Source organism: Mycolicibacterium confluentis, assembly GCF_010729895.1.
In the GTDB taxonomy this organism is placed as follows: Bacteria; Actinomycetota; Actinomycetes; order Mycobacteriales; family Mycobacteriaceae; genus Mycobacterium; species Mycobacterium confluentis.
Genome location: NZ_AP022612.1, coordinates 1,104,491 through 1,125,824, shown reverse-complemented (window position 1 = coordinate 1,125,824; position 21,334 = coordinate 1,104,491). Strand labels below are relative to the sequence as shown.

21 protein-coding genes are annotated in these 21,334 nt (G+C 68.7%); 6 read left to right on the top strand and 15 right to left on the bottom strand.

Annotated elements, in window-relative coordinates; genetic code table 11:
- Positions 1–35 precede the first annotated feature (35 nt).
- Both G6N34_RS05360 and G6N34_RS05355 read left to right on the top strand, forming a co-directional pair.
- Positions 36–407, top strand: coding sequence for a hypothetical protein (locus tag G6N34_RS05360; RefSeq protein ID WP_085154591.1), 372 nt, complete (start codon positions 36–38; stop codon positions 405–407).
- Complete coding sequence (locus G6N34_RS05355) at positions 404–769, top strand: DUF3817 domain-containing protein (protein WP_085154589.1); 366 nt, start codon at positions 404–406, stop codon at positions 767–769. Before G6N34_RS05360 ends, G6N34_RS05355 begins: the two co-directional genes overlap by 4 nt.
- Here G6N34_RS05355 and G6N34_RS05350 read toward each other — a convergent pair.
- From G6N34_RS05350 to clpS, 12 genes are read right to left on the bottom strand one after another with little or no spacing between them, the layout of a single operon-like run.
- Entirely contained in the window at positions 759–2,216 is a 1,458-nt protein-coding gene (locus G6N34_RS05350) for an MFS transporter (protein ID WP_085154587.1), read from the bottom strand. The genes G6N34_RS05355 and G6N34_RS05350 overlap by 11 nt on opposite strands.
- Positions 2,217–2,274: 58 nt before the next feature.
- Positions 2,275–2,874 carry an RdgB/HAM1 family non-canonical purine NTP pyrophosphatase gene (gene rdgB / locus G6N34_RS05345; protein WP_085154585.1) on the bottom strand — a complete coding sequence of 200 codons (600 nt, stop codon included), beginning with the start codon at positions 2,872–2,874 and terminating at the stop codon, positions 2,275–2,277.
- Positions 2,871–3,650, bottom strand: coding sequence for a ribonuclease PH (gene rph, locus G6N34_RS05340; RefSeq protein WP_085154583.1), 780 nt, complete (start codon positions 3,648–3,650; stop codon positions 2,871–2,873). The genes rdgB and rph overlap by 4 nt, the downstream gene beginning before the upstream one ends.
- Before the next feature lie 37 nt (positions 3,651–3,687).
- Positions 3,688–4,467 carry a cyclic nucleotide-degrading phosphodiesterase gene (locus tag G6N34_RS05335; RefSeq protein ID WP_085154581.1) on the bottom strand — a complete coding sequence of 260 codons (780 nt, stop codon included), beginning with the start codon at positions 4,465–4,467 and terminating at the stop codon, positions 3,688–3,690.
- Positions 4,468–4,525: 58 nt separating this feature from the next.
- Positions 4,526–5,368, bottom strand: coding sequence for a glutamate racemase (murI, locus tag G6N34_RS05330; RefSeq protein WP_085154579.1), 843 nt, complete (start codon positions 5,366–5,368; stop codon positions 4,526–4,528).
- Positions 5,365–6,042 carry a rhomboid family intramembrane serine protease gene (locus tag G6N34_RS05325; protein WP_085154577.1) on the bottom strand — a complete coding sequence of 226 codons (678 nt, stop codon included), beginning with the start codon at positions 6,040–6,042 and terminating at the stop codon, positions 5,365–5,367. The genes murI and G6N34_RS05325 overlap by 4 nt, the downstream gene beginning before the upstream one ends.
- Positions 6,043–6,095: 53 nt before the next feature.
- Positions 6,096–7,067 (bottom strand): cysteine synthase, encoded by a 972-nt coding sequence (locus G6N34_RS05320; protein ID WP_085154575.1) that lies wholly within the window; start codon positions 7,065–7,067, stop codon positions 6,096–6,098.
- A gap of 2 nt (positions 7,068–7,069) precedes the next feature.
- A complete protein-coding gene (locus tag G6N34_RS05315; protein WP_085154573.1) occupies positions 7,070–7,342 on the bottom strand; it encodes a MoaD/ThiS family protein in 273 nt (90 codons plus the stop codon).
- 54 nt (positions 7,343–7,396) lie between these two features.
- On the bottom strand, positions 7,397–7,810 hold the full coding sequence (locus G6N34_RS05310) for a M67 family metallopeptidase (RefSeq protein WP_085154571.1): 414 nt from the start codon (positions 7,808–7,810) through the stop codon (positions 7,397–7,399).
- A gap of 6 nt (positions 7,811–7,816) precedes the next feature.
- Positions 7,817–8,857 carry a P1 family peptidase gene (locus G6N34_RS05305; protein ID WP_085154569.1) on the bottom strand — a complete coding sequence of 347 codons (1,041 nt, stop codon included), beginning with the start codon at positions 8,855–8,857 and terminating at the stop codon, positions 7,817–7,819.
- A gap of 2 nt (positions 8,858–8,859) precedes the next feature.
- Entirely contained in the window at positions 8,860–9,513 is a 654-nt protein-coding gene (gene aosR / locus G6N34_RS05300) for an oxidative stress transcriptional regulator AosR (protein WP_407663208.1), read from the bottom strand.
- A complete protein-coding gene (gene clpS, locus G6N34_RS05295) occupies positions 9,473–9,775 on the bottom strand; it encodes an ATP-dependent Clp protease adapter ClpS (protein WP_085154565.1) in 303 nt (100 codons plus the stop codon). Before clpS ends, aosR begins: the two co-directional genes overlap by 41 nt.
- A 107-nt stretch (positions 9,776–9,882) precedes the next feature.
- Between clpS and G6N34_RS05290 the strand changes: the two genes are divergently transcribed.
- The 3 genes from G6N34_RS05290 (at position 9,883) to G6N34_RS05280 (ending at position 14,743) form a co-directional block, all read left to right on the top strand.
- Entirely contained in the window at positions 9,883–11,169 is a 1,287-nt protein-coding gene (locus G6N34_RS05290) for a nicotinate phosphoribosyltransferase (protein ID WP_085154563.1), read from the top strand.
- Between the two features lie 10 nt (positions 11,170–11,179).
- A complete protein-coding gene (locus tag G6N34_RS05285; RefSeq protein WP_085154561.1) occupies positions 11,180–13,228 on the top strand; it encodes an ATP-dependent DNA helicase in 2,049 nt (682 codons plus the stop codon).
- A 69-nt stretch (positions 13,229–13,297) separates the two neighbouring features.
- Positions 13,298–14,743, top strand: a complete 1,446-nt coding sequence (locus tag G6N34_RS05280; RefSeq protein ID WP_234813027.1) for a neutral zinc metallopeptidase — start codon at positions 13,298–13,300, stop codon at positions 14,741–14,743.
- A gap of 3 nt (positions 14,744–14,746) precedes the next feature.
- On the opposite strand, the gene G6N34_RS05275 is transcribed toward G6N34_RS05280, so the two are convergent.
- The 3 genes from G6N34_RS05275 to glgP form a co-directional block, all read right to left on the bottom strand.
- Positions 14,747–15,538, bottom strand: a complete 792-nt coding sequence (locus G6N34_RS05275) for an MspA family porin (RefSeq protein ID WP_085154675.1) — start codon at positions 15,536–15,538, stop codon at positions 14,747–14,749.
- A 122-nt stretch (positions 15,539–15,660) separates the two neighbouring features.
- Complete coding sequence (locus tag G6N34_RS05270) at positions 15,661–16,509, bottom strand: Vgb family protein (RefSeq protein ID WP_085154559.1); 849 nt, start codon at positions 16,507–16,509, stop codon at positions 15,661–15,663.
- The gene (gene glgP, locus G6N34_RS05265) at positions 16,506–19,079 is read right to left on the bottom strand and encodes an alpha-glucan family phosphorylase (protein WP_085154557.1); all 2,574 of its coding nucleotides are present in this window, start codon (positions 19,077–19,079) and stop codon (positions 16,506–16,508) included. The genes G6N34_RS05270 and glgP overlap by 4 nt, the downstream gene beginning before the upstream one ends.
- 159 nt (positions 19,080–19,238) lie before the next feature.
- On the opposite strand from glgP, the gene G6N34_RS05260 reads away from it, so the two are divergent.
- The gene (locus G6N34_RS05260; RefSeq protein ID WP_085154555.1) at positions 19,239–21,323 is read left to right on the top strand and encodes an alpha-1,4-glucan--maltose-1-phosphate maltosyltransferase; all 2,085 of its coding nucleotides are present in this window, start codon (positions 19,239–19,241) and stop codon (positions 21,321–21,323) included.
- Positions 21,324–21,334 lie beyond the last annotated feature (11 nt).

Sequence of the window (21,334 nt, the reverse complement as noted above, 5' to 3'; positions counted from 1 at the left end):
CCTGCTTCGCCGCTGCTAGGCGGTACCTTCGAGGGGTGTCCACTACACACCGTCGGAGATGGGCGTTGATCATGCTGGTGATCATCGCCGCCGGTGGCTGCCTCGCACTCGGCTGGTGGCAGTGGACCCGCTACGAATCTGCCGGTGGCACCTTCCAGAACCTGGGATACGCGCTGCAGTGGCCGTTCTTCGCCGGCTTCTGCGTCTACGCCTACCGCAAGTTCGTCCGTCTCGAGGACGGTGAGGCCCCGCTTCCCAACCCAGACGAGCCCGCTGAGATCCCCCCCGACCTGCTGCCGCAGCGCCCGACGGCATCCCAGACCGTCGACGACCCCGCGCTGCGGGAGTACAACGCCTATCTCGCCGAACTGGCGGATAAAGACAAACAGGACAGGACCACCGCATGACCACGCCCGAAACGTCCGCGATCCCGGCCGGCGCCGCCCCGATCGACGCCATCAGGAAGGCGTTGAAGGGCTATCGGATCATGGCTTGGGCGACGGGTATCTGGCTGATCGCCCTGACCTACGAGATGGTGGTCAAGTACATCGTCAAGGTCGAGGACCTGCCCGGCTGGATGGATCTGATCGCCCCGATCCACGGCTGGGTGTACTTCGTCTACCTGCTCTTCACCGCGAATCTCGCGGTGAAGGTGCGCTGGCCCATCGGCAAGACGATCGGCATCCTCCTGGCGGGGACGATCCCGCTGCTGGGCGTGATCGTCGAGCATTTCCAGACCAAGAAGCTCAAGGCGCAGTTCAACCTCTGACGGTCGCCGCCGGTTCGGGAGCGGGCTCGACCGCGGCCGGTCTGTCCGTCGGGATCAACAGCGTCAGCCCCGCGGCGACCACGGCCGCACCGGCCGCGATCAGCAGCGCAACCTGGATGCCCGCCAGCGTCGGCGCCTCGTGTCCGGCCACCGTCACCGTCATCCCCGCCAGCACCGCACCAATCACCGCGCTCGCGACCGACGTCCCGAACGAGCGCGCCAGGGAGTTGATGCCGTTGGCGGCCGCCGTCTCCGACATCGGCACCGCGGCGTTGATCAAGGCCGGCATGGAGGCGAATGCGAACCCGACACCCACCGCGACCAGGAAATTCAGTACGAGCACGCCAGGCGCCGTCTCCAGCAGCTTCAGGCCCATCAGATACGCCGCCGCGATGATCAGACACCCCGTCACCAGCGTGAACTTGTAGCCGCGCCGCGCCGCGACCCGTGCGGCCACCGGGGACGTCAGCATCATTGCCACACCGCCGGGCGCCAGCCACAGGCCGGTCTGCACCATGGACTGCCCCAGCCCGTAGCCCGTGCTGGGTGGCAGTTCCAGCACCTGCGGCGCCACCAACGACATCGCGAACATCGCGAACGCCACGGCGATCGAGGCCAGGTTCGTGGTGAGCACCGGACGCCGAACGGTGGTGCGCAGGTCCACGATCGGTGCCGACACCCGAAGTTGCCAGCCCGCGAACACCACGAACGTCACGGCCGAACAACCGAACAGGATCAACGTCATCGCCGACGTCCAGCCCCAGATCCCACCCTTGGAGATCGGCAGCAGCAGGGTCACCAGCGCCACCGCCAGCAGCACCGCGCCCACGGGGTCGAATCGATCGTTGGAGCGCGGCGGCAGGTGCGGGACCAGGAACACGAACGCCAGCAACGCTGCGACGCCCAGGCCGGCACCGAACCAGAACAGCGCGTGCCAGTCGTAGTTCTGGGCGATCAGCGCTGCCAGCGGCAGGCCCAAGGCTCCGCCGACTCCCAGCGACGCACTCATCATTCCCATTGCGCTGCCCACTCTTTCGGGCGGCACACAGGAGCGCATCACGCTGATGCCCAGCGGAATGATCGGAATGCCGAAGCCCTGCAGGCCGCGCCCGACGATCAGCGGCAGCAGGGACGTGGTGACCGCGGCCAGCAGCGAACCGAGCGTCAGGAGCACCGCGCAGCTGATGAGCATCGGTTTGGGGCCGTACATGTCACCGAGCCGACCGAACACCGGGGTGGCGACCGCGGCGGTCAGCAGCGTGGCAGTGATGGCCCACGACGCGTTCGACGCGCCGGTGTCCAACAGCTTAGGCAGCTCGGGAATGATCGGGATGAGCAGCGTCTGCATCAGCGAGACGCTGACGCCCGCCGCGCACAGCACCGACACCAGAAGACGGGAGTGGCTGGGCGGGGCGTCGGGACGCGAGTTCACCTGCCGAGCGCCCATGACCGGCCAGCGTACACACTTAGATCAGCTACTCAAATCGGGGGGACGGCCCCGGTTTCTAGACCAGGGCGCGCAGAGCAGGAACCAGCAGTGCCAGCGCCCGACCCCGGTGCGAGGCCGCATCCTTCTCGGCCGCAGTCAGTTCCGCCGACGACCGTGTGGACCCCGACGGCACGAAGATCGGGTCGTAGCCGAAACCCCCGGCGCCGCGGGGCACCGTGGCAATGGACCCCGGCCACTCCCCTCGCACGACATGCTCGCCGTGGCCGTCGACCAGAGCACACGCCGACACGAACGCCGCGCCCCGGCGCCCCTCGGGCACATCACTCAGTTGCGCCAAGAGCAGGCGGTTGTTGGCCTCGTCGTCACCGTGGACGCCCGACCAGCGCGCCGACAACACCCCCGGCATGCCGTTGAGCGCATCCACGGTCAGGCCGGAATCGTCTGCCACGCAGGGCAATCCGGTGGCGGCGTAACCGTCGCGCGCTTTGGCCAGCGCATTCTCCTCGAAGGTCGCGCCGGTCTCGGGCGCCTCGTCGTACGGCGGGACGTCGGCCAGCGACACGAGTTCGAGTCCGACGACACCCGCGGCGTCGAGCACGCGACGCAGTTCGGCCAGCTTCTTGGCGTTGCGGCTGGCGACCAGAACCGTGGTCAGCTGCCGAAGGCTTTCTTCGGCGCCGGCCCGTCGGGAAGCCCACCCGGATAGGGGGCTTCGAGCGCTGCGGTCTGGATCGCGAACAACTGTTCACAGGATGCCAGCGCGGCGTCGAGCATCTTGTCCAGCGTCGAGCGCGGGAAGGTGGCGCCCTCGCCCGTGCCCTGGATCTCCACCAGGGTCCCGGTGTCGGTCGCGACGACGTTCATGTCGACCTCGGCGCGTGAGTCCTCTTCGTACGGCAGGTCGACGCGCACCCGGCCGTCGACGACGCCCACGCTGACGGCCGCGATGGCGCAGGACAGCGGTCGGGGGTCCGAAAGCTTGCCCAACGCACCGAGGTAGGCCACCGCGTCGGCGAGCGCCACGTAGGCGCCGGTGATCGCGGCCGTGCGGGTACCGCCGTCGGCCTGCAGCACGTCGCAGTCGATCGCGATGGTGTTCTCACCCAGCGCGCGCAGATCGATGCAGGCGCGCAGCGAGCGCCCGACCAGGCGGCTGATCTCCTGCGTGCGACCGCCGACCCGGCCCTTCACCGACTCCCGGTCGGAGCGGCTGTGCGTGGCGGCGGGCAGCATGGCGTACTCCGCGGTGAGCCATCCGAGTCCAGAGCCCTTCCGCCACCGCGGCACGCCCTCGGTCACCGAGGCCGTGCACATGACGCGGGTCTGGCCGAACTCCACCAGCACCGAACCTGCTGGATGGGAGGTGAAGCCGCGGGTGATGGTTACCGGTCGCAGCTCGTCATCGGCACGACCGTCTTCGCGAAGAGGCACGGGTTAACCCTAGCGGGGCGCCCCACCTCCTCCGCGATCAGGAGGAGCGGTGGACCTCGAACGTCTCTCCGCAGACCACGGCGCGCACCGGTCCGTCGAACTCGGCCTTGGCCTCGCTGATCACGTCCTCGCGCGATGTCCACGGCGGGATGTGGGTCAGGAGGAGCTCACGGACGTTGGCCTTGGCCGCGATCTGCCCGGCCTCGGCGCCCGACAGATGCACGTGCGGAGGCCGGTTGTCGGGATCGTGCGTCCACGACGCCTCACACAGGAAGACGTCCGCGTCGCGCGCCAACTCAACCACCGAGTCGCATACGCCGGTGTCACCGCTGTAGACCAGCACCGCACCCGACGGGTCGGTGAATCGCATCCCGTAGGACTCGGTCGGATGCGACACCAGGCGGGGCAACACGTCGAGTGCGCCGAAGCGTTCGCTACGGCCGTCGATCCAGTGCCGGATGTCGAAGACGTCGTTGAAATCGTCGAGTTCGCCGCCCTGCGGAGAACTCGCCGCCGCCAACCGCGACCAGGTGTCGCTGGGCCCGAACATCAACGCCTTACCTTCGGGCGGATTCGGGTGATAGCGACGCCAGACGAACAGACCGGGAAGGTCCAGGCAGTGGTCGGCATGCAGGTGGCTCAGCAGCACGTTCACATCGCCGGGGTCGGCATAGCGCTGGAGGGCACCCAGGACGCCGCCGCCGAAATCGATCACCAGCGGCGGTGTGTCCGGTGCGTTGAGCAGATACCCCGACGTCGGGGAATCGGGGCCGCCTACGCTCCCTGAGCACCCCAGCACCGTGATCCGCACAGCCATTAGCTTGCCATGCCCGGTTCGCGTTGGACGAAAACATCACCACTTTGCGGAATGCGGATCATGGCGCGGTCCCGACGTGACCCCGCACTCTCGCGACTCCCGTGATGACGGGCCCGAGGAAGCGCGCCGCCAGAGCCGTGAACGCCTCCGGATCCCCCGTCGCCTCGAACACGCGCGTGGCCGCTTCATCGGCGCCGTCAGGGTGCGGATGCAGCAGATCCCGCTCGGTGAGGACTCGGAGCAGATCCTTGGCGGTCTCCTCGGCGCTCGACACCAGCGTGACGTTGTCACCCATGGCGAGCTGGATCAATCCGGACAGCAGCGGGTAGTGCGTACAGCCCAGCACCAGCGTGTCGACCCCGGCGCGCTGCAGCGGTTCCAGGTACGCCTCCGCCAACCCGAGGACCTGACGCCCGCTGGTGACACCCCGCTCCACGAAGTCGACGAACCGGGGGCAGGCCACCGCCGCGATCTCGGTGTCCCGCGCCGCGGCGAACGCGTCCTGGTAGGCACGTGAGGTGATGGTCGCCTGCGTGCCGATCACGCCGATGTGACCGTTGCGCGTCGCCGCGACGGCGCGCCGGACGGCAGGCAGGATGACTTCGACGACGGGCACGTCGTAGCGCTCACGGGCGTCGCGCAGGCACGCCGACGACGCCGTGTTGCAGGCGATCACCAACGCCTTCACGCCGCGGTCGACGAGATCGTCCATGATTGCCAGCGCGTGCGTACGGATCTGCGCCAGAGGCAGTGGACCGTAGGGGCCGTTCGCGGTGTCCCCGACGTAGATCATGTTCTCGTCGGGCAGTTGGTCGATGATCGCTCGGGCGACCGTCAGCCCGCCCACGCCGGAGTCGAACACACCGACCGGAGCCAGGCGGTCCACGGATGGGCCCGTCATGACGTCAGGTACGGCGGTTGAGATCGCTGCAGCCTGCGTTGCTGACGGGCGCGACGTTCCGGACCTGACAGGAGATACGCCGCGAGGATTCCCGCGACCGCACCGCAGAGGTGCCCCTGCCACGAGACACCGTTGCAGCGGTCCAACTCCGGGATGGCGCCCCAGAGAATGCCGCCGTAGAAGATCAGCACCACCACGCCGACGACGATCTCCCAGGCGTTGCGCGTGAACCAGCCGAAGATCATCAGGAACGCCAGCCAACCGAAGATCAGCCCGGACGCACCGATGTGGTTGGTCGCCAGGCCACCGCAGGCACCCAGATTGCCGATCAACCAGGTGCCGAGGCCGCCGAGGATCCAGATGATCGCGGTCGCGTAGATGAACCGGCCCATCCCGGCCAGCGTCATCAGGAAGCCCAGGACCAGGGCCGGCACAGTGTTGGCCATCAGGTGCGCCCAGTTGGCGTGCAGCAGCGGGGCGAACACGATGCCCCACAGGCCGTCGGCCTCCATCGGGCGGATGCCGTTGGCGTCCAAGCGGTGGCCGAAAAGCTGGTCGACGAGCTCAATCGCGTAGAGCAACGCCACGAAGGCGAGGATGGTCGCGCCTCCGACCTTCCACGCCGACTTCTTCTCCGGCTTCTGCGGGGCCGGGAAGCCCGTGGTGCTGCTCATGACCTGATGCCTCGCTCCTCAGGCGGCGATTCGCGCCGAATCGTCGCCTCGGCTCATGCCCACAGCTGACCTTCCAGCGCATCTTCCGCGTCATCCAGGCTACCGGCGTACGCGCCGGTCGACAGGTACTTCCATCCGGCGTCGGCGACGACGAACGCGATGTCGGCCCGCTCGCCCGCCTTGAGGGCCTTGGCGCCCATGCCCAGAGCTGCGTGCAGGATGGCGCCCGTCGAAATGCCGGCGAAGATGCCCTCCTGCTTCACCAGTTCGCGAGTGCGGCGGACCGCGTCGAAAGAACCGACCGAGTAGCGCGTCGTCAGCACCTCGGGGTCGTACAGTTCCGGCACGAATCCCTCGTCGATGTTGCGCAGCGCGTACACGCCCTCGCCGTAGCGGGGTTCGGCGGCGACGATCTGCACGCCCGGCACGTGCTCGCGCAGGAACCGCCCGGTGCCCATGAGCGTGCCGGTGGTGCCGAGGCCCGCGACGAAGTGCGTGATCTCCGGCAGGTCGGCGAGGATCTCCGGGCCGGTGCCGTAGTAGTGCGCATCGGAGTTGGCCGGGTTGCCGTACTGGTAGAGCATCACCCAGTCGGGGTGCTCGGCCGCGAGTTCCTTGGCCTTGGCGACGGCGGTGTTCGACCCGCCCTCAGCCGGGCTGAAGATGATCTGTGCGCCGTAGAGTTCGAGCACCTGGGTGCGCTCGACCGAGGTGTTCTCCGGCATCACGCAGATCAGCCGGTAGCCCTTGAGCTGCGACGCCATGGCCAGCGAGATGCCGGTGTTGCCGCTGGTGGGTTCCAGGATCGTGTCACCGGGCTTGATCAGGCCGTCACGCTCGGCCTGCTCGATCATCCGCAGCGCCGGCCGGTCCTTGATCGAACCCGTCGGGTTGCGGTCCTCCAACTTCGCCCACAACCGCACGTGCGGGCCGTCGGGCCCGTCGTCCCAGCGGGGGGACAGTCGTTGCAGGCCCACGATCGGCGTGTGGCCGAGGGCCTCCAACAAAGAGTTGTAGCGGGTCAAGCTCAGCCTCCAGCGACTGCGGGAAGGATGGTCACCGAGTCACCGTCGGAGATCTGGGTGTCGAGGCCGCCGGAGAAGCGGACATCCTCGTCGTTGACGTAGATGTTGACGAAGCGGTGCAACTTGCCCGCGTCGATCAGGCGCTCCGAGATCCCGGCGTAGTTGGATTCCAGGTTGGAGATCACCTCGGCCAGGGTGGCTCCGTCGGCCGTGACGCGCTTCTCGCCACCGGTGTGCGGGCGCAGGATGGTGGGTATCGAAACGGTGACACTCATGATCTCTTCGACTCTCTGTAGTTGCTCTGATGGAAAACTCACCGGCGGCCCGGCTCAGTACTGCGCCACAATCTTGACGGGTTCCTCGGTGACCACGCCGTCCAGGATGCGGTAGCTGCGAAGTTCGTGCTGTTCGGGGTCCCGCGTGGACACCAGCACGTAGTGGGCGTCGGGTTCGGACGCATACGAGATGTCGGTGCGGCTGGGATAGGCCTCGGTCGCCGTGTGCGAGTGGTAGATGACCACGGGGACCTCGTCGGCGTCGTCCATGGCGCGCCACACCTTCAACTGCTCGCCGGAGTCGAACCGGTAGAACGTCGGCGACCGCTCGGCGTTGACCATCGGCACGAATCGTTCGGGGCGGTCGGAGCCCTCCGGGCCGACGAGCACGCCGCAGGCCTCGTCGGGATGGTCGGCCCGCGCGTGCGCGACCATCGCGTCGACCAGGTCAGCACGAATCACCAGCACGTCTTCTCACTCACTTTCTGCGGCGCCGCCGAATGCTGTCGGCAACATGTCACGGTAGGCCGGTATTCCGGCGATCGACTCGGCGGCCAGCACCCCAGCCAGGACTGCGCTGGCCAGCACGTCGGCGGCGGCCGCCCCGAGCTTGGCCACGAGCTTGGTCTCCGGTGACATCGACGCCGGGATGTCGGCGTCGGGCGGCACCTCCACCGCGCCGGTGGCGAGCGTGAAGACCGTGTCCCCGTCGATGGGGGTGTGGGCGGGCCGGATGGTGTGGGCCAGCCCGTCGTGGGCCGCAACCGCGAGGCGCTGGCAGGCCGCCGGGCTCAGGGCCGCGTCGGTCGCGACGACGGCGATCGTGGTGTTGAGCGGGCTGTTCTCCCGGTCGAGTGTGGTCAGTGCCTCGATCTCGCATGCCAGCGGTGGCTGCAGTCCCAGCGACTTGATCAGGTGCGCCATCCACGGAAGTCCGGTGGCGGGGTCGATGACGTTGCCCGCGCTGTTCACCGCGACGATCGCCCCGATCGTCACGCCGTTGTCGAGCGTGGTCGACGCGGTGCCCAATCCGCCCTTGAGGACGCCGGCGCGCGCACCCGCACCGGCGCCGACGGTGCCCATGGCCACCTCGGTTCCGGCCGCGGCAGCCGCCTGGTAGCCGAACTCCGCGTTGGGCCGGCAGCCCCAGCCGCCGACCGGCAGGTCGAAGATCACCGCGGCCGGGACGATCGGCACCAGGCCGCCGGGCATGGCGACACCGCGCCCGTTCTCCTCAAGCCACGTCATGACGCCGTCGGCCACCGCGAGTCCGTAGGCGCTGCCGCCGGTCAGGACCACGGCGTCGACGTAGCGGACGCTGTTCGCCGGATCCAGCAGATCGGTCTCGCGGGTGCCCGGGGCGCCGCCGCGGACATCGACCGCGCCGACGGTGCCCGGTGGCGCGATCACCACGGTGCTGCCGGCGGCCCATCCCGATCCCAGGGTCGCGTCCGGATCGATCCGGTGATGCTGCCCGACCAGAATTCCGGCCACGTCGGTGATTGAACCTGTCATCGTCACATCTGTCCCATCAGCGCAAGCACCAGATACTCCTGGAGCACAGTCAGCCATTGATACACATCGAGATGTCCCGCCAGGGGATGTTCGGAAGGCAGTCGGTCTGGGCCCTCGGGACCGATCTGCAGCATGGCACCCAACGACAGCCGCACATCGTTGACTGCGGCGATCCAGGCTCCTGCCTGCTCCTCGGTGAGTTCGAACTTGCCGCCGTCGGCCGGGCAGGATTCCAGAAGTTGTTGCGCTGACTCACGTTTGGCGTCGATGATTTCGGGCTCGTGCAGGCTGCGCAGAGCAGCGTTGAGACTTTCGGCGACCGCCGATCCCGCGGGATGCTCACGCTGCTGACGGAAGAAGTCGGGCAGCAGCCGAGCCATCGTGGCGTCGTCGGGCGGTGTCGCGTTGCCCGTGCGCATGCCGGTGATCTGTTCGAGTTCGTCGGCGGGCGAGGACGCCTCGCGGTCGTCGAGCATGCCGACGACCGACGACACCAGACTGCGCAGCAGTGCGGCCTCGTGGGGAGCCAGCGTTGACCGGAACCGCGGGCCCTGATCGGTCTCCACCCGCTTCCATTTGCGCACGCGCTCCCTGGAACCTTTCGTTACGCCGCGGTCAGCGGTCCTGCTGCATGGTGGCCCACAGCCCGGCCGCATGCAGCTTGGTGACGTCGACCTCCATGGACTCCCGCGTGCCCGAGGACACCACAGCCTTGCCCTCGTGATGCACCTGGAGCATCAACTCGGTGGCCTTGGGCTCGGAGTAGCCGAACAGCTTCTGGAAGATATAGGTGACGTAGTTCATGAGGTTGACCGGGTCATCCCACACGATGGTCACCCACGGTCGTTCAGTCGACGCGACGGTGTCGACCTGCTGTTGCCCAGCCGCCCCCGGCTTGGTCGGTGCAGACGCAGCCATGCAAGACAGGATACCGGCCGCGGGATCCGCTCCCCGAATCAGCCGAGAGGAGCGCCCGCGCCGCGCCATCGACGGACACCGACCCGGCTCGACTAACGTAGCTCGGTGTGACGGTGGCGCTGCTGACCGACAAGTACGAGCTGACCATGCTGTCGGCGGCACTGCGCGACGGTACAGCGCAGCGTCAGGCCACCTTCGAACTGTTCGCCCGACGACTGCCCGACGGTCGTCGCTTCGGCATCGTCGCGGGCACCGGGCGGCTGCTGGAAGCGCTGCCGCACTTCAGATTCGATGACACCGCGCTGGCCGCGGTCGCGGACTTCTGCGATGCCGCCACGTTGGACTTCCTGCGCGATTTCTCGTTCCGGGGCGACATCGACGGCTACGCCGAGGGTGATCTGTACTTCCCCCACTCCCCCGTGCTCACGGTGCGCGGCACGTTCGCCGAGTGTGTGCTGCTGGAGACGTTGGCTCTGTCGATCTTCAACCATGACTCCGCGATCGCCTCGGCCGCGGCCCGGATGGTCAGCGCCGCGGCGAAGCGGACTCTGATCGAGATGGGCTCGCGTCGCACGCACGAGCAGGCCGCGGTGGCCGCTGCCCGCGCGGCCTACATCGCAGGCTTCACGGGCACCTCCAACCTCGAGGCCAGTCGCCGGTTCGGCGTTCCTGCCCTCGGCACCAGCGCGCACGCCTTCACCATGCTCTACACCGGCGCGGACGGACCCGACGAACCCGCGGCCTTCCGCGCCCAGGTCGCAGCCCTCGGCGTGGGCACCACGCTGTTGGTCGACACCTACGACGTGACCACCGGCATCGCCAACGCCGTGGCCGCCGCGGGCACCGAACTGGGTGCGGTGCGCATCGACTCGGGTGACCTCGGGGTGCTGGCCCGGCAGGCCCGCCGCCAGTTGGACGACCTCGGCGCCACCGGCACCCGCATTGTGGTGTCCGGCGACCTCGATGAGTACGCGATCGCCGCGCTGCGGGCCGAACCCGTCGACATCTACGGCGTGGGCACCTCGCTGGTCACCGGATCCGGGGCGCCGACCGCCAACATGGTCTACAAGCTGGTCGAGGTGGACGGCCGTCCGGTGCGAAAACGCAGCAGCCAGAAGGAGTCCCAGGGCGGTGCCAAGCAGGCCGTGCGACTTTCCAAGCCGACGGGCACCATCACCGAGGAGGTCGTGTTCCCGGTCGGGCAGCGCCCCGCCGGACCCGACGCCGGGCGCCTGCTGACGATCCCCCTGGTCCGCGAGGGCCGTGCCGTCGTCGACGTCGATCTCGCGTCCGCCCGAGCGCTGGTCGCCACCGGCCTGACCAGCATTCCGTGGGAGGGCCTGAAACTGTCCCACGGCGAACCGGCAATCCCCACCCGTACCGTCGCCCCATGACTCGGTGCGTATGACCAGCCGAGTCGATCAGGCGCGCGTCGTGGAGTTGTTGAGCACCGCGGTGACAGCGCTGGGCGGCAGCGAACGCGAAGGCCAGGTGGAGATGGCCAAGGCGGTCGCGCATGCCTTCGCCACCGGTGAGCACCTGGCGGTCCAGGCTGGCACCGGAACCGGTAAGTCGCTGGCCTACCTGGTCCCCTCGATCGCGGTGGCGGTCCGCGACGCCGAATCCGGACCTGTGGTCGTGTCGACCGCCACGATCGCCCTACAGCGACAGTTGGTGGACCGCGACCTGCCCCGCCTGGCCGACGCGCTGAGCCGGGCGCTGCCTCGGAAGCCGCGGTTCGCGTTGTTGAAGGGGCGCGGAAACTATCTGTGTCTCAACAAGATCCACAACGGGTCCGCGGGAGACGCGGAGGAGGGCGCGCCGCAGGAGGAGCTGTTCGAGCCGCTCGCCGCCTCTGCGTTGGGCCGCGAGGTGCAGCGCCTCACCGCGTGGTCGTCGGAGACCACGTCCGGTGACCGCGACGAACTCAAGCCCGGAGTCAGCGAGCGGGCGTGGTCTCAGGTCAGCGTCTCGGCCCGGGAATGCATCGGAGTGGCGCGCTGCCCGTTCGGCAGCGACTGCTTCTCCGAGCGCGCGCGAGCGATCGCCGGGGCCGCGGACGTCGTCGTCACCAATCACGCACTGCTGTCCATCGACGCCATCGCCGACGCCTCGGTGCTGCCCGAACACAACCTGCTGGTCATCGACGAGGCACACGAACTCGTCGACCGGGTCACCTCGGTGGCCACCGGCGAACTGACCGCCGCGGTTCTGGCGGCAGCGCAGCGGCGCAGCAGTCGGCTCATCGGCCCGGAACTGACGACCCGGTTGGAGGCCGCCGCCACGACGTTCACCTCGGCGATCCACGACGCCGAACCGGGGCGCATCGACCACCTCGACGAAGAACTGGCCACCTACCTGACCGCGCTGCGGGACGCCGCGCACAACGCTCGTGCGGACATCAACCCGACACCCGGTGACCCGCAGGCGGCCGCCGCCCGCGCCGAAGCGGTGACCGCGCTGTCCGACATCCACGACACCGCGGCGCGAATCCTCGAGTCGTTCGGCCCGCCGCTGACCGAGCGCTACGACGTGGTCTGGCTCGACCATGAGGACAACCGTGGGTCAGTGCGCCCGGTGCTGCGGGTGGCCCCGCTGTCGGTGGCCGGACTGCTGCGAACCCGACTGTTCGCCACCACGACGACGGTGTTGACGTCGGCGACGCTGACGGTCGGCGGCAACTTCGAGGCGATGGCCGGTGCCTGGGGCCTGGCCGCGCGTCGGACCGATCCGGCCGAGGGCGACCAACCCGCGCCCGCGGCACCCGCACCCAAGTGGCGCGGCATCGACGTCGGCTCCCCGTTCGAGCACCAGAAGTCGGGCATCCTGTACGTCGCCAAGACCCTCCCGCCGCCCGGACGGGACGGCACTGGCTCGGCCGAACAACTCACGGAGATCGAGGAACTCATCACCGCTGCCGGGGGCCGGACCCTTGGGCTGTTCTCCTCGATGCGCGCGGCCCGGGCCGCCGCGGAGGCCATGCGCGAGCGCCTCGACACACCGGTGCTGTGCCAGGGCGAGGAGTCGACGGCGACGCTGATCGAGCAGTTCGCTCAAGACCACGCGACGTCCCTGTTCGGCACCCTGTCGTTGTGGCAGGGCGTCGACGTCCCGGGCCCCTCGCTGTCGCTGGTGCTCATCGACCGGATCCCATTCCCCCGCCCCGACGACCCGCTGCTGACCGCGCGTCAGCGCTCGGTCTCGGCGCGCGGCGGCAACGGCTTCATGGCCGTCTCGGCCAACCATGCCGCGCTGCTGCTCGCGCAGGGCGCGGGCCGCCTGCTGCGCCGCGCCGACGATCGCGGTGTGGTCGCGGTCCTGGACTCCCGGATGGCCACGGCGCGATACGCCGGTTACCTGCGCGCGTCACTGCCGCCGTTCTGGGCCACCACCGATCCGCAGCAGGTGCGCAAGGCCCTGAGCAGACTGCGCGCCGCGATCGACGGCGAGTGAGCCCCACCACCCACTAGTCTGGCCGAAGTCGGGGCGTCGCTGCGCCATGGATCGGGGAGGTTGCCGACGGTGCTGCGGGTACTCGCGACGGGTGTGGCGGTCACCGCCACCGCCACACTGCTGGCGTCATGCTCGACGGTCGTGCAGGGCAGTGCGGTCTCGGTGTACGCCGATCCGTTCAAGGTTGCCGGCATGCAGGCCGTCGACGGGCCCACGGGGTTGCGCAGCGGCATCAGCCTCGACGCGCGCGACGTCGAGGAGTCCGACGGCGGCAAGATCGACCAGATCGCCGCACAATCCGTCAGTGACATCGAGGAGTACTGGGACGCCGCGTTCAGCGAGGCGTTTCCCGGGGCGTTCAAGCCCGTCAGCGCCCTGGTGTCGTGGGACTCCAATGGGTACGCGGAGAACTTCTGCGGCGACTTCACCGCGGGCCTGGTGAACGCCGCATTCTGCCCCGTCGACAACACCATCGGGTGGGACCGCGGCGAACTGTTCCCGGCGCTGCGCCGCGCCCACGGCGATATGGCCATCACGATGGTGCTGGCCCACGAATACGGGCATTCGGTGCAGAAGCAGGCGCGATTGAACAAGCGCAATGTCTCCACGCTGGTCGCCGAACAGCAGGCGGACTGCTTCTCGGGCGCCTACATGCGCTGGGTGGCCGAGGACAACTCCGACCGTTTCACCCTCAGCACGGGCGACGGCCTCAACAACCTGCTGGTCAGCATGATCTCCTTCCGCGATCCGCTGCTGACCGAGGAGGACCGGTCCTTCGGCGCAGGCGAGGACGAACACGGCACGGCGTTCGAACGGATCTCGGCCTTCCAGTTCGGCTTCACCGACGGGCCGTCGGCGTGCGCCTCGATCGACGCCAAGGAGGTGGCCCAGCGGCGCGGAGACCTGCCGGTCGCGCTGGCGGGCGGCGAGACCGGGGAATGGGCGGTGTCCGAGGAGTCGGTGCGCGCGTTCGTCGACGCCATGAACGCCAAGTTCTCGCCGGAGAATCCGCCGACCCTGACCTTCGACGGCGATCGGGCGTCGGCGTGCCAGGACGCCAGACCGAGCCCGCCGGTCTCCTACTGCCCGAGCACCAACACGCTCGCCGTCGATCTGCCCGGACTTCAGGAGATGGGGTCGCCGCGTGACGGGGACGACCCGTCCGCGATGCTCTCCGGCGACAACTCGGCCTACTCGGTGTTGATGTCCCGCTACGTGCTGGCGCTGCAGAACGAACGCGGCCTGGAACTCGACAGCGCAGAAGCCGGTCTGCGCACGGCGTGCCTGACCGGTGTGGCCACGACAATGCTCACCGCACGGGTCAACACTCCCGCGGGCAACACGATCGCGCTGACCGCAGGCGATGTCGACGAGGCCGTGGCCGGCCTGCTGATCAACGGTCTGGCGGCCAGCGATGTCAACGGCGAGACGGTGCCCGCCGGGTTCTCCCGAATCGACGCGTTCCGGACGGGCGTGCTCGGCGATCAGGAGCGCTGCCTGCGTCGCTTCCCGTGAGCCTCAGACCTTCTTGGTGGTGCCGTAGTAGGCCTGGATGGCGTCGGAGACCTTCGTCGACCGGGTCAACACCGCGTAGGACCGAATGAAGGACTCCCCCACACAGCCGTCGATCTTGATGTGGAAGCCGTTGATGGACACCCACGGATCCGCGCCCTCGTACTCCTTCTTGGTGACCGGGACGATGTTGACGATGCCGGGTTTGAGGCCGATCGCGATACCACCGCTGACCGGAGTCGAGAGCACCGGCGCCACACCGTCGATGCCGATGCCGTTGCTGTCGATGCCGAGCAGGCCGATCGACGGGGTGACGCCCACGCTGCCGGTCAACGAGACGCCGTTGGACGTGCTCATGTCGATGCCGCAGCCGATCTGATACCCGACTTCGAGGACGCCCTCGGGAGTTTCGCCATCGCCATCCGGGCCGACGGCGGACCCGTTGAACACTCCGCGGACCTCGTAGTCCCGCGACGACAGTGCCGTCGTCAGCGGTGCGACCGGCTTGATGAACTCATCCTTGGCGCCCACGGTCAGGGTCCAGCCGTCGGGTGCGGTCGAGGTGGCCGGCGCGTTGGAGACGACGGCGCCGTCGTCGACGGCCGCAGCGGGTTCGACCACGGCCTGAGCAGGGTCGGCGACGGCCGCGGGGTCGGCCGGAGGGGGTTCGACCGCTACGGCCTCGACGGCATCGACGGCCGGTTCCACTGCGGGCCCCGGGTCCGCGCCGGCAGACGGCACGCCGACGGTGAGCAACAGGACGCCCGCCGCGACCGCAGCGGCACGTTGAACGCGGATCACAATTCGCCTTTCCCCGAGCGTCGGCCCGCGTCACGCCGCGTTGCTGCAACGTGACCGCCGACACCCCTTTTGGGAACTTACCTCGCCGTCACACAGCCATCCGAACAAGGTTGGTCGAGTCAGACGGGCAGCCGCTGGACGAACCCGCACTCGAGCGCGACCCACACCGCCCCGTCGAGGCCGACGGCCAATCCGTGCGGCTCGCTGCCCTGCGGCAGGTCGAACGTCGTGATCTCGCCGTCGGCGGTCACACGCGCCAACTGATCGCTGCCCCACAGGCTCACCCACACGCCGCCCGCGGGGTCGGCGAGCACCGCGTGCGGTTTCCCCGGCAGGGGCATCTCCTGCATCGCGTCGTCGACCGGGATCCGGCCCAGCTTGTCGGCGCGGATCTCGGTGAACCAGACTGCGTCGTCGTGCGTCGCGGCGATGCCGACTGGCCCGGCGTTGCGGGTTGGCACCTCGCGGACGGTGTAAGCGCCGCTGGGGTCCAGACGGCCGATGGCGTTGCCCTGGTTGAGGGTGAACCACAGCGCGTTGTCCGGTCCGCAGCAGATCATCGAGGGCGCGCCGCGCACCATCTGTTCCGTGGAGACCTCACCGGCGGGCGTGATTCTGCCGATTCCGCCGTGGGTCATCTCGGTGAACCACACACAGCCGTCGTGGCCAACGACCAGACCGTAGGGGGCACTGCCCTCGCTCAGGGGGAAGGCGGTCTGCGTGCCGTCGACGGTGATCCGGCCGATCTGCCCGTCCCCGGTCCGGGTGAACCACATCGCCCCGTCCGCACCGGCGACGATCAGGGACGGCTTCGCCTCGGGTGCCACCGGGAACACTGTCGTCGCACCGTCGGCGGCGACCGCGGCGATCTCGCCGCTGTGCACGAGGGTGACCCACATGCGGCCGTCGGGTCCGGCCGCCAACGCGTACGGTCCGCCCGGCAGAGGGACGGTCAGCGCACTGCTCACGCCAGCCGCACCAGACCCAACTCGGCGCCCGAGGCCAGCAGCGCGTGATGCGGAAGCACCCGCACGGTGTACCCCACCGACCCGGCCACAGGCAACGGCGCCGTGGTCGAGAAGATCGCCATCCCGTCGTCGTCGGTGGCGGTGTGCGTCATGGGTACGGTGACGGGGTCCATGAGCAGGTCGGTGCCGTCCACCCGGCCCAGCACGGCCTGCACCTCGACCTCATCGGGCCGCAGCCCCGCCAACTGCACCGTCGCGGTCAGGGTGAGCTCCGACCCCAGCACCGGGGTGTCCGGCAGTCCAGCGCTGTCAACCTCGGTGATGGCCACCTTCGGCCAGGCCGCCCACACCTTGGCGCGATAGGCGGCCAGCTCCCGCGCCGGTTCGAACGAAGTGCCGGCGGTGCGCCGAAACGACTGCGCGGCAGGCTCGTAGTACTGCTCGGTGTAGTCCCGCACCATCCGCGACGCCAGCACCTTCGGGCCCAGCACCTGCTGGGTGTGGCGCACCATCTCCACCCAGCGGATCGGCACGCCGCGGGCGTCACGGTCGTAGAACCGCGGCGCCACCGCGCTGCTGAGCAGGTCGTAGAGTGCGGCGGCCTCCAGGTCGTCACGCCGCGCCTCGTCGGCGACGCCGTCGGCGGTCGGGATCGCCCAACCGTTTTCGCCGTCATACCACTCGTCCCACCACCCGTCTCGGATGGAGAGGTTGAGGCCGCCGTTGAGGGCACTCTTCATGCCGGAGGTTCCGCAGGCCTCCAACGGGCGCAGCGGATTGTTCAGCCAGACGTCGCAGCCCCAGTAGAGCAGCCGTGCCATCGACATGTCGTAATCGGGCAGGAAGGCGATGCGGTGCCGCACCTCGGGTCGATCGGCGAATCGCACCACCTGCTGGATCAAGGACTTTCCGCCGTCGTCCGCGGGATGCGACTTGCCCGCGACGATCAGTTGGACGGGGCGGTCCTCGTCGAGGAGCAGCGCTTCGAGTCGTTTCGGGTCGCGCAGCATGAGCGTGAGCCGCTTGTACGTCGGGACGCGGCGGGCGAAGCCGATGGTGAGCACATCGTCGTCGAACGCCGTTGCAATCCAGCCGAGTTCGGCGTCGGTGGCACCGCGTTCCAGCCAGGATCGACGCAGCCGGTCGCGGACGTCCTCGATCAACTGGGCCCGAAGCTGCGATCGGATGCTCCACAGCCGCTCGGCGTCGACCTCCTGCAGGCGCAGCCAGGTGGCCGGGTCGCGGAGCTCGTTCAACGAGTCGCCCAGGACGTCGCGTGCCAGATCGATCCACGGCGGCGCGACCCACGTGGGGGCGTGCACGCCGTTGGTGACCGATCCGATCGGCACCTCGGCCGCGTCGAAACCGGGCCACAGCTCGCTGAACATGTCGCGACTGACTTCGCCGTGCAGCAGCGAGACGCCGTTGGCGCGCTGCGCGAGGCGAAGCCCCATGTGGGCCATGTTGAACTTGTCGGGGTCGTCCTCGGCGCCGAACTGGATCACCCGCTCCAGCGGGACGCCGGGCAGCAGCGGGTTTGGACGGCCGTCGTCGAAGTACCGGCGCACCATGTCGGTCGGAAACCGGTCGATGCCCGCGGGCACCGGGGTGTGCGTGGTGAACACCGTGCTCGAACGGACCACCGTCAGCGCGGTGTCGAAGTCCAGCCCTGCACTCGCGATGTACTCACGGATGCGTTCGACGCCGAGGAACCCGGCGTGGCCCTCGTTCATGTGGAACACCTCGGGCGCCGGGCGATTCTCGATCTCGGTGAAGGCGCGGATCGCCCGGACTCCCCCGACGCCGGCCAGGATCTCCTGCTTGATGCGGTGTTCCTGGTCTCCGCCGTACAACAGGTCGGTGACGCCGCGCATGTCGTGGTCGTTCTCGGGGATATCGGAGTCCAGCAACAGCAGCGGCACACGTCCGACCTGAGCGACCCAGATTCGGGCGCGCAGTTGCGCGCCCTCGGGCATCGTGAGGTCCACCAGGGCCGGGCGGCCGTCGGCGTGGGCCAGCAGGCGCAGCGGCAGGCCCTGCGGATCCAGGGCCGGGTAGGTCTCGTGCTGCCAACCGTCGGCGGTCAGCGATTGGCGGAAGTAGCCGGACCGGTAGAGCAGGCCGACCGCGATCAGCGGCAGGCCGAGGTCGGAGGCGGACTTGAGGTGATCGCCGGCCAGGATGCCCAACCCGCCTGAGTAGTTGGGCAGCACGGTCGCAACGCCGAACTCCATCGAGAAGTACGCAATGCCCGTCGGCATCTGCTCGGCGGGCTGTTGCTGGTACCACAGGGATTGGGTCAGGTACTGCTGCAGATCGGCGTCGGCCGCGTCGAGCCTGCTGAGGAAGTCCTGGTCAGCCGCGAGCTCGTCGAGGCGGTGTGGGCTGACCGCACCGAGCAGTGCCACCGGATCACCTCCGGTGCGCTGCCAGAGGGTGTCATCGATCGAGGCGAACAGATCCTGCGTCGGTCTGTCCCAGGACCAGCGCAGGTTCACCGAAAGCTGCTCCAGTGCTGCGAGCCGCTCCGGCAGATGGACACGGACTGTGAACCTGCGGAGTGCTTTCACACGTTGAGAGCTTACTGACGATTCGTGGCCGCGCGGGCGGCTGCGCTCGTCTTGCCGCTCCACCGCCGTCGAACACCACTACGGTGTGAAGTGAGACAGAAGTGGCTATCACCAACAGGACACGACCAGCAGAACGCCGAAACTAAAAGGAGCGCTCGAGTGCCCGGTCGCATCGAGATCGACGATGTCGCCCCCGCAGTATCCGGTGGCAGGTTTCCTGCCAAGGCGGTCGTGGGTGAGGTCATCCCCATCAGCGCCACTGTGTGGCGCGAAGGCCACGACGCCGTGGCGGCGACGCTGGTGTTGCGGTACCACGGCCCCACCTACCCCAAGCTGGTCACGGGCCCCGCCGCGCCGCCCGATGCCGTGCCGCCGGCCGGGCCCGCCGCTGCGGCAGCGCCTGCGCGTCGCAAGCCCGTGCAGCTGCCGATGGGCCCGGGCCACACCCCTGATGTCTTCCACGGTCAGTTCGTGCCCGACGCCGTCGGACTCTGGACGTTCCGAGTCGACGGCTGGGGCGACCCGATCACGACGTGGCGCCATGCCGTCGTCGCCAAGCTCGAGGCGGGTCAGGGCGAGACCGAACTGTCCAACGACCTGCTCGTCGGCGCCCAACTGCTGGAACGCGCCGCGGGCGGCGTGCCGCGGCAGAACCGTTATCCGCTGATCGAGGCGGCCGCGGCACTGCGTGAGCCGGGCGATCCGACCGATCGCGCCGCCCGCGCGCTGTCCGACGATGTGACCGCGCTTCTGGCGCAGCACCCCCTGCGAGAGTTGGTGACCCGCGGCGAGCCGTTCGGGATCTGGGTCGACCGTCCCGCGGCCCGGTTCGCGTCGTGGTACGAGATGTTCCCGCGCTCCACCGGCGGCTGGAACGCCGAGGGCGAACCGCAGCACGGCACCTTCACCACGGCCACCAAGGCATTGGCGCGGATCGCCAAGATGGGCTTCGACGTGGTGTACCTGCCGCCCATCCACCCCATCGGGCGGGTGCATCGCAAGGGCCGCAACAACACCGTCACCGCAGCCCCCGGGGATGTCGGCTCACCATGGGCGATCGGCAGCGTCGAGGGCGGCCATGACGCCGTCCACCCGGATTTGGGCACCATCGAAGATTTCGACGACTTCGTTTCGGCCACAAAGGATCTCGGTATGGAGGTGGCGCTGGATCTGGCCCTGCAGTGCGCGCCCGACCATCCGTGGGCCAAGGACCACCGGCAGTGGTTCACCGAACTGCCCGACGGCACCATCGCCTATGCCGAGAACCCGCCCAAGAAGTACCAGGACATCTACCCGCTGAACTTTGACAATGATCCCGCGGGCCTGTACTACGAGGTGCTGCGCGTGGTCAAGCACTGGATCTCACACGGCGTCAAGGTGTTTCGCGTCGACAACCCCCACACCAAGCCGCCCAACTTCTGGGCCTGGCTGATCGCCGAGGTCAAACGCGTCGATCCCGACGTGCTGTTCCTGTCCGAGGCGTTCACCCGCCCGGCCCGCCTCTACGGCCTGGCCCGTCTCGGCTTCACGCAGTCGTACAGCTACTTCACGTGGCGCACGGCGAAGTGGGAGATCGCCGAGTTCGGCCAGGAGATCGCCGCGCATGCCGATGAGGCTCGCCCCAACCTGTTTGTGAATACTCCCGACATCCTGCACGAGAGCCTGCAGCACGGCGGGCCGGGGATGTTCGCCATCCGAGCCGTGCTCGCGTCGACGCTGAGCCCGCTGTGGGGTGTCTACTCCGGGTTCGAGTTGTTTGAGCATCAGTCCGTTCGGGAAGGCAGCGAGGAGTACCTGGACTCCGAGAAGTACGAACTGCGACCGCGGGATTTCGAGGGCGCCCTGGTGCGTGGCGAGTCGCTGGAACCGTTCATCACACGCCTCAATGAGATTCGTCGCCTGCATCCCGCTCTGCAGGACATGCGCACCATCAAGTTCCATCACCTCGACAACGACGCTCTGCTGGCCTACAGCAAGTTCGATCCGATCACCGGCGACTGCGTGCTGGTGGTGGTGACGCTCAACCCGTTCGGCACCGAGGAGGCCACGCTCTGGCTGGACATGGCGGCACTGGGCAAGCACGACTACGACCGGTTCTGGGTGCGCGACGAGATCACCGGAGAGGAATACCAATGGGGCCAGGCGAACTACATTCGCATCGATCCGGCCCGCGCGGTGGCACACATCGTGAATATGCCACTGATCCCGGCCGACGCTCGCGGTCCGCTGCTTCGCCGGGAATGAGAGGAGTCGTC

Excerpts from the sequence above, each read along its gene's own strand:
- G6N34_RS05305 (WP_085154569.1), bottom strand. The coding sequence starts at position 8,857 with ATGACAGGTTCAATCACCGACGTGGCCGGAATTCTGGTCGGGCAGCAT.
- G6N34_RS05355 (WP_085154589.1), top strand. The coding sequence starts at position 404 with ATGACCACGCCCGAAACGTCCGCGATCCCGGCCGGCGCCGCCCCGATC.
- murI (WP_085154579.1), bottom strand. The coding sequence starts at position 5,368 with ATGACGGGCCCATCCGTGGACCGCCTGGCTCCGGTCGGTGTGTTCGAC.
- aosR (WP_407663208.1), bottom strand. The coding sequence starts at position 9,513 with ATGCGGCCGGGCTGTGGGCCACCATGCAGCAGGACCGCTGACCGCGGC.
- G6N34_RS05335 (WP_085154581.1), bottom strand. The coding sequence starts at position 4,467 with ATGGCTGTGCGGATCACGGTGCTGGGGTGCTCAGGGAGCGTAGGCGGC.
- G6N34_RS05315 (WP_085154573.1), bottom strand. The coding sequence starts at position 7,342 with ATGAGTGTCACCGTTTCGATACCCACCATCCTGCGCCCGCACACCGGT.
- clpS (WP_085154565.1), bottom strand. The coding sequence starts at position 9,775 with ATGGCTGCGTCTGCACCGACCAAGCCGGGGGCGGCTGGGCAACAGCAG.
- G6N34_RS05285 (WP_085154561.1), top strand. The coding sequence starts at position 11,180 with ATGACCAGCCGAGTCGATCAGGCGCGCGTCGTGGAGTTGTTGAGCACC.
- G6N34_RS05350 (WP_085154587.1), bottom strand. The coding sequence starts at position 2,216 with ATGGGCGCTCGGCAGGTGAACTCGCGTCCCGACGCCCCGCCCAGCCAC.
- G6N34_RS05325 (WP_085154577.1), bottom strand. The coding sequence starts at position 6,042 with ATGAGCAGCACCACGGGCTTCCCGGCCCCGCAGAAGCCGGAGAAGAAG.